Raw genomic sequence first — 10,675 nt, 5'->3', positions numbered from 1 at the left:
GATTAAAAGAATTTCCCTAGGATTATTAGTGTTAGCACTATCAACATCTTGTGTTTCTAAAAAGATATACAATGATTTAGAAACTAAATTCGCCGATTTAAAAAAAGAAAATAGATCTTTAGCCGATAACAACGAAGAATTAACAAAATCCAAAAACCAATTGGAAGCTGATAAATCCAAGTTGCAATCGGATTATGATAAAATAAAAGCAGAACGCGACAAACTTCTTGCCGATTTTACTGCAGCAGATAAAAATCTAAAAACGCTTCAAGCATCGTACAAAGCATTAGAAAAAGACAGCAACGACGCGCTTTCATCTAATATTGATAAAAATAGAGAATTACTTGCCAAGTTGGAAGCCAAAGAAAAATCGTTGGCTGCAGAACAAGAACGTTTAAACAAATTGAAAGCCGATTTAGAAGCAAGTTCTAAACGATTAAACGAACTAGAATCATACATTGCTGCTAAAGAAGCAAGCATGAATAAATTGAAAGAAACACTTTCAAAATCGTTAAAAGCATTCGAAGGAAAAGGTTTAACAGTAGAACAACGCAACGGAAAAGTATATGTTTCTATGGAAAATAAATTACTTTTCGGAACAGGAAGTTGGGCTGTTGGAGCAGAAGGAAAAACAGCAGTTGTTGCCGTTGGAAAAGTACTTGCAGACAATCCAGAAATTTCTGTGTTAATTGAAGGTCATACTGATAATGATAAAATTCTTGGAGCAATTGGTGGCGGAATTGAAAACAATTGGGATTTATCTACAAAAAGAGCCACAGCAATTGTAAACATTCTTTCAGAAAATAAAGGCGTTAAAAAAGAAAACCTAACTGCTGCTGGACGTGGCGAATTTGCACCATTAATGAGCAATGACACTGCAGAAGGAAAATCAAAAAATAGAAGAATCGAAATTATTTTGACACCAAAATTAGACGAAATTTCTAAAATGTTGAATGAACTTTAAAATAGTTTAAAAGTTTATTAAGGTTTAAAAGGTTAAAAGTAAAAGTTCAGAGATTTCTTTGAACTTTTTTCTTTTTATATCGCTTTTTGTCTTTGTATCTTTGAACTTTCAAATTATAAAAATGAACTACACAATACTTCCGAATACCGATATAAAAATTAGTACAATTTGCTTAGGAACAATGACTTTTGGTAATCAAAATTCTGAAGCCGAAGCACATTCACAATTGGATTATGCTATAGAACGAGGAATCAATTTTATTGATACTGCCGAAATGTATCCTATTGGTGGAAATGCTCAAATTGTTGGAAGTACCGAGCGTCACATTGGAACTTGGTTACAAAAAATAGGATATTCTGAGAGAGAAAAACTAGTTGTTGCTACCAAAATCGCAGGACCAAATCGCGGATTAGAATACATTCGTCAACCGTTGAATTTTTCTAAAAAAAATATTCACGATGCAGTTGAATTGAGTTTGAAAAACCTTCAAACAGATTATATTGATTTGTATCAAATGCATTGGCCAGAACGTGTAATGAACATGTTTGGAAAACGTGGCGTTACCGAATTAGACACCAAATGGCAAGATAATTTCTTCGAAGTTTTATCGGTTTATGATGGATTGATTAAAGAAGGAAAAATAAAACATATTGGTGTTTCTAACGAAAATCCGTATGGCGTAATGCGTTTTTTACAAGAAAGTGAAAAGCATAATTTACCAAGAATTGCCACAATTCAAAATCCGTATTCGTTGTTAAATCGTCTTTATGAAGTGGGACTTTCAGAACTTTGTATGCGAGAAAATGTAGGATTGATGGCTTATTCTCCGTTAGCTTTTGGAGTACTTTCAGGCAAATACTTAAACGGAATAAATCCAGAATATAGAATGGCAAAATTCCCTCAATTTACCAGATATAATGGTGAAAATGCTACCAAAGCTACAAAATTGTATAACGATTTAGCAAATGCAAATGGCTTAACAATTTCACAAATGGCATTGGCTTTTGTAAACCAACAAAGTCTTGTGATGTCGACCATAATTGGAGCAACTTCATTAGAGCAATTGAAGGAAAACATCGATGCTTTCGAGGTAGTTTTATCAAACGAAATTTTATCAGAAATAGAAAAAATTCAGGAGTTGATTCCTAATCCTGCGCCTTAGTTTTCAGTTGTCAGTTTTCAGTTGTCAGTTGTCAGTTTTCAGTTTTCGGTTTTCAGTTTTCGGTTATCAGTTATCAGTTTCGTTCAGGTAACTACAGAGTTTGTCATTCCGTAGGAATCTCAAAAGAAAACAGTAGCTCAGATTCCTACGGAATGACAAAAATGGTTACAACTTAATATGAATTGCTTCAAGTAATTCGTCACCAATTACACTTGCTTTGTGTCCGTGAATTTGATTGTCAAAAATTATATTTTCGGGCAGATTGTCTTTTGCAATAAAATAATCTCCAGCCGAAAACAGCTTGTAATCGCCATTTTGTAATTCTATTTTGAGACTTCCCTTTAAAATTACAATGAAAGTGGCGTCGCCTGCTAAATGAAAATCGGTTTCATAACCAAAATTACTTTTTCTTATTCTAAAATTTTTAGAAGCAATTTGATCTGTAAGAAACATGCCACCGCGTTGGTTTACGTCAAATGCTACTTCTTCAAAAACAGAAATTCCGTTTTCATTAGTTGTAATTGTTGTTGCAATAAAAGGTTTGTTCATAAAGTGTTATTCGATAATCAATTTAGTATTAAAACTTGTTCCGTTTTTAGCTTCGATAGAAATTAAATAAATGCCTTTAGAAAGTGATGAAGTTGAAATGGTATTTTCTGGATTATTTTCTAGTTTTTTTGACAAAAGTAACTTTCCTGTTAAATCAAATAAATCAACTTTTGAGGCCAGATTTTCACTCGAACTTTTAACAGTAAACGATTCTTTTGCAGGATTTGGATATACCGAAAAACCATTTTTTTCAAAGTCTGAAATTGATAATGAAGAGTCAACAACTTTAGAAATAGTTCCAGATGAAATTCCGGCCACATACAATTCGCCATTAATATCTTCGCCAAAAGTAGCAATGTTACCACTAAAAGAGGGTGATGTAGTAATTACACCAGCCGAATTTACTAGTCTAATTTTGCTGTCGCAATAATCGGAAAAAATATATTTATTTTGAAAATTAGGATACATTGTTCCAGTATAAAAATAACCGCCAGTTACAGAACAAGCTCCGCCAGAACGAGAATATTGAGCAAACGGAAATGTCATTGTACTTGCAGCAGCACAACCTGCGGTGTTATAAGTAGAGTTTCCTTCGTAACATCTCCAACCAAAATTAATTCCAGTATTTGGTAAAGGACTTACAACTTTATCAACTTCTTCAATAGCATTTTGACCAACATCGGCAATCCATAAATCGCCATTCAATCTGTTGAACGAAAATTTCCATGGATTTCTTAAACCAATGGCCCAAATTTCTTCTTTTCCGGCTTGACCTACAAAAGGATTTGTTGGAGGAATGGTATAAAAAGGAGCAACGGTTGCATTTACATCAATTCGAAGCATTTTACCAAGAAAAACTCTCGACGGAAACGAAGGATTTACGGTCATATTTTGTGCATAATTTTGAGGATCGCCACCGTTTCCGCCATCACCCATTGCTATGTATAAATAACCATCAGGACCAAACTTGATACTGCCGCCATTGTGATTGGAATAGGGTTGCGAAATAGTCATTAATATAGTTCCTGTCGTGTTTGCAATATTAGGATTTGATGCATTTACCGAATATCTTGCTATGACGGTATTTCCAGAAAGATTGGTGTAATTGACAAAGAAAAATCCATTGGTTGCATAATTTGGATGAAAAGCCAAACCCAATAATCCTTGCTCGCCACCACCATTTGTTAATGCAGATAAATTTAAGAATGGCGTTGCGTTTACAACTCCTGTAGAAGAAACTACACGAATTAATCCGCCTTGTTGGACTACAAATAATCTAGAATCGCCTGCATGAGTAATTTCAACTGGACTATCAAAACCTGTTGCAAAAGATTGCAATGCAATGGTCTGCGAAAATCCTATAAATGAATATAATAGAATTGTTAATTGAAGTAATTTTTTCATAGCATAGTGGTTTGGTTTTGTAAATTTAATAAAATTTCTTTGAATTTATTCATTAATAGCGTTTTACAAAACAAAAAAGCGCAAAGATGTTTTACTTTCTTTACGCTTTTTCTCTGCTTGAGTTAGTTATATTATAAATTATCAATCACTTTATCTTTTGGATATCGAACTTTGTAACTAATTCTAATTTTCTTAGTTTCATTTGGCGAAAGCTTTAAATCCCAAGTTAAAATTCCGGTTTCTTTGTTTACTTTGGCATTGCCGTCTTCAAGTAATTCAATAGTAATTTCTTTATCAGTACTTAATGGATATTGGTCTTTTAGCAACATTTGAATTTCTTCTTTTTTGTTGTTTCTAACCGTTAAATCATAAGTAAACGTTTGTTCTTTATATGACGATAAAAATTTAGTTCCGCTTTTATCAACTACTTTTTCACGTTTAATATTGATTTTTTTATCTCTTCCCATGCTTAAATTTAAAGTATCAGAAGTTTGATTCGGATTGATAGTCGTTTTGCCAACATACATTCCTTCAAAAATAATATTGGCTTCACCTGGCAACAAATTGTATTTAGAATAATCCTTAATTTCTGCCAATAAAAACGCTTCTTTATCAACTCTTGGTGCAGCATAATATTTGTAAGTTGCTGGTAATTTAATTTCTTTCAAGGCTACAGAATGTGCTTTTCCATTAGACAAAATATCATATGGAATATCAATATCGAAGGAAACGTTGAGTTGGTTTTCGTTTATGGATGTGTAATTATTGAGGCTATTATCCTCTTCAGAAAAATCATCGAATCCATAACTTGCAGTTGTATCGACATATTTGTAATTTGATTCTTTTATTTCAATTCCTGTTGCTCTTCCTATCAATTGATTAGAAATTATATTTTTATCACCATCTCTATACCTATTAGGATTTCCATACCTCAAAAACCACGCTCCTAAAATTGGTGCTTGATTATTCTGATTTGGATTTCCACTAGATAAAGTTAATTTAACCTTTTTCCAATCAATTCCGCTCCATTGAGTTACTTGAGCTTTATACATCATATTTATCTCATCTTTTATGCTTTCTGTTTTTAAATCATAAAATGGATTCCATGTTGCAGTGTTTGTGATATAATTAATATCTAAATTTACGTTTCCTGCAATTTCGTTCATTACTTGAAGTACCAATTTTCCTTTAGAAGTTTTGTCTTCTTTTTGAGTATTGATGACCAATTTATCGTTTAAAGCTTTAAGTTTTTTGTTCCAATTGGCTTCTTTTTCTTGCAATGAAACTACTGCATTATCTAATTCTGTTCTTTTTGCTTTGTAATAGTCAACCAATTTTATTAATTCGGTTACACTTAATCCCGAATTTGCTCCAGCAACTGTTTGATTATTGTCTAATAAACCAATAGTTTGTTGGTGCGAATAGGTTTCAATTTGAATTTTCTTAATTTCTTTTTGAACCAAAGTAATACTATCGCGCACTTTTTTAATGGCAGGATTACTTTCGTCAATTTCATATTCTGAAATGTAGTTTTGGGTGAATTGCACTGACAAAACCGTCACCGAACTTGGTGCGCCAATTTGAATCGTATTTTCATTCAAATAATCAGCAACATTTTTAATTACGATTTCGCTTGTTCCCACTGGAAGATTTACGGTTGTAGTTTGTTGCAATTCGGCAGCGTTAAAATAAACAGTTGCCGATTTTACTTTTGCCGAAGTAAAAATAGGTTTCTGCGCAAAAGAAATTGCCGAAACTAAAAAAGTTAATAGAAGTATTTTTTTCATGAGTTTGATTTTTTAATGTCAATATAATTTACACCCAAACCGCCAGCAATGTGCATTTTAGATAGTTCTGCAGTGTCAATGCTAATATCTTGTAAAAGTACATTTTTCTTAACCGATTTCACATTAAAAGGAATCATTTTAGACAAATAACAGTCGTCGCTGCTAATACTCATCATCAAGCTTTTGCTTCCTTCTGAAACTAAAATCGGAATTGAAAATTCGCCAGTTTTCGGATTTATTTTTATAGAACTTTGCGATCCATTTATTGTCAGAACCAAATTAGGATAGGTTTTGCTATCTAGAGGTTTATTGGTTTTTAGGTCTATTAATTTTCCTTTTACAGTAATTGGAATTGTTTTTTTGGATGTTGAATTTACAGCAACTTGCCCAACTACACCTGTAAGTCGAGCTGGTTTCGGACAATTAATTTCTGTTTTTGCTGGTTGTTTTTCTTGGCCAACTGCATTTGTTGTTAATAAAACGGTTGCCGCAATTGCTGCATATTTGAAATTAGAAATTTTTGAAAGGGTATTGATTTCAAATTCTTCTTCCAATTGTGAGGTCTTTAATCGTGCACAAATGTTATTTTGGTCTTTAGTTTCAGATAAAAATTTAGCAACTTCCGAATTGGTTTTTCTACTTAAATCAATTACGCTTTTAGCACATGAATCGCAGAAAAACCCATTAGCATTGGGTTTCATAGTGCTAATTTTTTCCTCACAAGGACTTTTTATTTCTAACGTGAATTTCTTTTTCATATGTCTATATATTATTTTTTAGAGGTAACATATGGTATCGCCTTTTTAATAATAGGTGTTTGCTTGCGCAAACTGTTGTTAATGGCGATTTCATAACATTCTATTAAAATTAACTAAAGCAAAACTGCTGATTAATTATATAGAGCGTTTTTTTATGAAAAAGGTTGGGAAGCGATGCAAATAAATTTAAAAATCAAAATCTTCTGTGGCTGTAGAATCAATTATAACTTCAACTTTTGGTTTTAATAAATTCGTTGCCGGACCAACTAATGAAACAGGAAATAATCCGATTGTGTCTGTTGGAGTAATGATATTTCGGCGAAGCATCAGTCTAGTTAAAAAATCATTTTGTTGTTTTGCATACGATTTTAACTGATGTTGTTCGTCAAATCGCGACATAAATCCTTTGGGTTTTGGGATAATTGTCGCCAAAAACAAACATTCATTCAACGATAAATCCATTGGTCTTTTTTGGAAATAAAATCCAGCTGCTTCGCCAATTCCGTATACATTTGGACCCCATTCTATAACGTTAAAATAGACTTCCAACATACGTTCTTTACTAGAAATTCTGTTGTTTTCTAGAACATAAACTAGTAGAATTTCTTCTAGTTTTCTAGACAGCGTTTTTTCACGAGTTAGAAATACATTTTTCACCAATTGCATACTTATTGTACTTGCGCCGCGTGCAAATTTTTTAGTTCGAATATTTTTAGCAATCGATTGTTTGAACGCTTCATTTATAAATCCGCGATGATTAAAAAACGATGGATCTTCGCTAGTTAAAACACATTTTTGCAAATAAGGTGAAATTTCGGTTAATGGTGTAAAATACGGATTTTCTGGTCCAACAACAATTGGACGTTGCGGAATACCATTTTCGATTGCTTGATAAACGAATTCGGAGTTTAATTTGTTTAAATCGGCCTGACCGTATTTTGTGATTTTTAAACCTTCGGGTTTTAGTTTGCTGTCGAAAATAATGTTGTTTGGTTTGCTTTTTTTGTATTCAAAATTCAAGTTATAACTGAAATTTCCTTGCGCTTCCATTCCTTTAAAATGACTGAATAATCCATCGGGTAACGAGGTTATAAAATCTTGTGCTTTCATCTTTGGAATTTCCAATTTTAAGGCATAAATTTTATCATCATCATTTGTGTAAGAAAGATAAGGCGTACATTTTATATCATTTATTTGAACTTTCGATGTGCTATCAATGGCAATAAATCGTTCACCGAAAAGAAAATGATAATCGAATCGTGCTTTCTTTATTAGCACATCTTTTTTAGCAATTTTTGCATGATTTACAGTAAAATCATGAATAGAAGCAAAGCCTTCAATGTGCAATTCGCCACTACTCATTTCAAGGTTTTCGAGATTAAAATGAATGGATTTAAAACTAGTTTTTAAGTTGAATTTTTTATCTAAATACGGAATTAATATGGTGTCATTTTTGGTGTTAAAAAATTTCAAATCGGCTTTTCTATCGCGTGGATCGGCAAAACCAGTAATGCTCCAATCTTGGGAAAAATCATTAGATTTTACATTAATTAATGAAGCTAATTTTTTATTTTCCAATGCCAATTGTTTGAAATCAAAAACCACTTTGTTGCCCATGTCGTCCATTCTAAATTCGAATCCTTTTACACTCATGTCTGTAGGAACTAAATTTAGGGTTTGCGATAAAATTCTATAAGCTAACTTGGCATAACTTGGCTTGTCATCTGATTTTTTTTCTTCATCATTTTTTAGGAAAGCATCAAAGTTTTTACCGTTTTTATTCTTTACCAATTGAATAAATCCTTTATTAACCTCAAGTTTGCCAAGCTGAATATCTCCAACAAATAACTGCCAAAAATTCACACTCGTTTTTAAGTTTTCAATACTGACTAATGTGTCAGCATCTTTTGGAACCAAAGTAATTTTTTGAAATTCCAAATTAGATAAACCAACAAATTCTGCTTTTTCAATTGAAAAATCACATTGATAATCGTGGTCAAGCTTGGTTTCAATTTTGGAAATAACATTTTCTAAAATCGAATTTCTGAAATAAAAAGCTGCAATAACTCCAAGGAAAAGCACAAGGAGAAATAGTTTTAAGGATAGGAATATTTTTTGCTTTTTGGTTCTCATTTTACTGCATCAACATCTAAGCCAATTCCTAAAACATTAGGCAAGTATTCTCGTTTGAAGCCATTGGAAATTGTAATCTTATAAGTTCCTTTTTCAAGTTTATTAGCTTCTTTAATTTTATAATTCAAATCGCAAATATCGACCGAACATTCTCCAAGTTCTCTGCCAGAATCATCTTTTATCATTAAATCTATAGCAAATTTTTCGGTTTTGCCCGACGGATTTTCAATTACAAAATTTATTGGAACACTATCAAATTGGTAATCATAAATATGACTGAATTTAAATTCTAAATTGTATAATTTTGATTCGTCATCAATAGAAAATTCGTAGATTTTCACATCTGATTTTTGCCAACGATTATCCGATGGCATTTTATCAAATGCACTAAAAACGCTCGATTTATCGCATGAAATAAATAATAGTAGACTTACTAATGTGAGTAAAATTTTTGATTTCATAGTAATTTTGATTTCTTAGATAACGAATAAATTCAAGGCTTTATTATCCAAACAATTCGCTTGCGACTTCTTCAATTTTAGAAACTAAGACTACTTTTATTCCGGGATATTTTGTTGCGATTTTATTGTATTTGGAAACATAAATCGTTGCAAAACCTAATTTCTCCGCTTCTTGAATGCGTTGTTCGACTCTGTTTACAGGTCGAATTTCACCAGAAAGTCCAACTTCGCCAGCAAAACAAGCATCTTTATTTACAGCAATATCTTCATTAGATGATAAAATTGCGGCAACAACGGCAAGATCTATCGCTGGATCATCAACCGAAATTCCGCCAGTTACATTCAAGAAAACGTCTTTAGTTCCTAATCTAAATCCGGCACGTTTTTCTAAAACTGCCAATAACATATTTAGTCCGTTTGCATTATAACCTGTTGTACTTCGTTGTGGCGTTCCATAAACTGCGGTTGAAACTAGCGCTTGAATTTCAATCATCAACGGACGCATTCCTTCAAGAGTTGAGGCAATTGCAGTTCCAGAAAGTTCTTCTTCACGATGCGAAAGTAAAATTTCTGATGGATTAGAAACTTCACGTAAACCCGAACCTTGCATTTCGTAAATTCCGAGTTCGGCTGTAGAACCAAATCGGTTTTTTAAACTGCGTAAAATTCGATACACATGATTTCTATCGCCTTCAAATTGCAAAACGGTATCCACCATGTGTTCCAAAATTTTTGGTCCGGCAATGGTTCCATCTTTCGTAATGTGTCCAATTAAAATTACTGGAACGTTAGTTTCTTTGGCAAATTTTATAAGTTCGGCAGTACATTCTCTAATTTGAGAAATACTTCCTGCTGTCGATTCAATATAATCGGTATGAAGCGTTTGAATCGAATCGATAATCACTATTTCGGGTTCAATTTCTTCAATCTGACGAAAGATATTTTGAGTTTTTGTTTCGGTTAAAATGTAGCAATTATCGCCATTTGGAGTAATTCTTTCGGCACGCATTTTTATTTGCTTCTGACTTTCTTCGCCCGAAACATATAAGGTTTTGTATGGTAATTTTAAGGATATTTGAAGCAATAACGTACTTTTACCAATTCCAGGTTCACCACCTAAAAGTATTAAAGAACCGGGTACAATTCCGCCACCAAGAACTCTATTTAATTCGCCGTCTAACGTATTCATTCGCACTTCTTGAGTCGAATCGATTTCGGCAATTTTTAGCGGTTTTGGAACTTTTTTTACTTCAGATGTTGGTTTCCAACTTGTTTTTTCCTCTTTCTGAACAATTTCTTCAACTATGGTGTTCCATTCTTTACAGGCGTTGCATTGTCCTTGCCATTTAGAATATTGAGAACCGCAATTCTGACAGAAAAAAGTTGTTTTAAGTTTTGCCATTTTTACGCTGAACTTGTTTCAGTATTTATTTTAAATTATTTTTTAATTTGGCTTC

Annotated in this window: 9 protein-coding genes; 2 read left to right on the top strand and 7 right to left on the bottom strand. The window is 32.6% G+C overall.

The genetic code is table 11. From position 1 onward, the window contains the following. Position 1: 1 nt before the first annotated feature. Positions 2-964, top strand: coding sequence for an OmpA family protein (locus DIU01_RS12280; RefSeq protein WP_290834874.1), 963 nt, complete (start codon positions 2-4; stop codon positions 962-964). A 121-nt stretch (positions 965-1,085) separates the two neighbouring features. Then, on the top strand, positions 1,086-2,126 hold the full coding sequence (locus tag DIU01_RS12275) for an NADP(H)-dependent aldo-keto reductase (RefSeq protein ID WP_290834872.1): 1,041 nt from the start codon (positions 1,086-1,088) through the stop codon (positions 2,124-2,126). Between the two features lie 165 nt (positions 2,127-2,291). On the opposite strand, the gene DIU01_RS12270 is transcribed toward DIU01_RS12275, so the two are convergent. The 7 genes from DIU01_RS12270 to radA form a co-directional block, all read right to left on the bottom strand. Then, positions 2,292-2,675 carry a hypothetical protein gene (locus tag DIU01_RS12270; RefSeq protein WP_290834870.1) on the bottom strand — a complete coding sequence of 128 codons (384 nt, stop codon included), beginning with the start codon at positions 2,673-2,675 and terminating at the stop codon, positions 2,292-2,294. A gap of 6 nt (positions 2,676-2,681) precedes the next feature. Further along, positions 2,682-4,079 carry a PQQ-dependent sugar dehydrogenase gene (locus DIU01_RS12265; RefSeq protein WP_290834868.1) on the bottom strand — a complete coding sequence of 466 codons (1,398 nt, stop codon included), beginning with the start codon at positions 4,077-4,079 and terminating at the stop codon, positions 2,682-2,684. 131 nt (positions 4,080-4,210) lie between these two features. Then, complete coding sequence (locus tag DIU01_RS12260) at positions 4,211-5,866, bottom strand: DUF4139 domain-containing protein (protein ID WP_290834866.1); 1,656 nt, start codon at positions 5,864-5,866, stop codon at positions 4,211-4,213. Next, on the bottom strand, positions 5,863-6,624 hold the full coding sequence (locus DIU01_RS12255) for a hypothetical protein (protein WP_290834864.1): 762 nt from the start codon (positions 6,622-6,624) through the stop codon (positions 5,863-5,865). The genes DIU01_RS12260 and DIU01_RS12255 overlap by 4 nt, the downstream gene beginning before the upstream one ends. A gap of 186 nt (positions 6,625-6,810) precedes the next feature. Further along, positions 6,811-8,757 carry a transglycosylase domain-containing protein gene (locus DIU01_RS12250; protein ID WP_290834863.1) on the bottom strand — a complete coding sequence of 649 codons (1,947 nt, stop codon included), beginning with the start codon at positions 8,755-8,757 and terminating at the stop codon, positions 6,811-6,813. Continuing rightward, positions 8,754-9,218 carry a hypothetical protein gene (locus tag DIU01_RS12245; RefSeq protein WP_290834862.1) on the bottom strand — a complete coding sequence of 155 codons (465 nt, stop codon included), beginning with the start codon at positions 9,216-9,218 and terminating at the stop codon, positions 8,754-8,756. Before DIU01_RS12245 ends, DIU01_RS12250 begins: the two co-directional genes overlap by 4 nt. Before the next feature lie 43 nt (positions 9,219-9,261). Further along, positions 9,262-10,620 carry a DNA repair protein RadA gene (radA, locus tag DIU01_RS12240; protein ID WP_290834861.1) on the bottom strand — a complete coding sequence of 453 codons (1,359 nt, stop codon included), beginning with the start codon at positions 10,618-10,620 and terminating at the stop codon, positions 9,262-9,264. Between the last annotated feature and the right edge of the window lie 55 nt (positions 10,621-10,675).

Origin of the sequence: Flavobacterium sp., assembly GCF_003525665.1 — a bacterium.
Classification (GTDB): Bacteria; Bacteroidota; Bacteroidia; order Flavobacteriales; family Flavobacteriaceae; genus Flavobacterium.
Note: the sequence above shows the minus strand (reverse complement) of the source record. Positions and strands in the feature narration are given on the sequence as shown.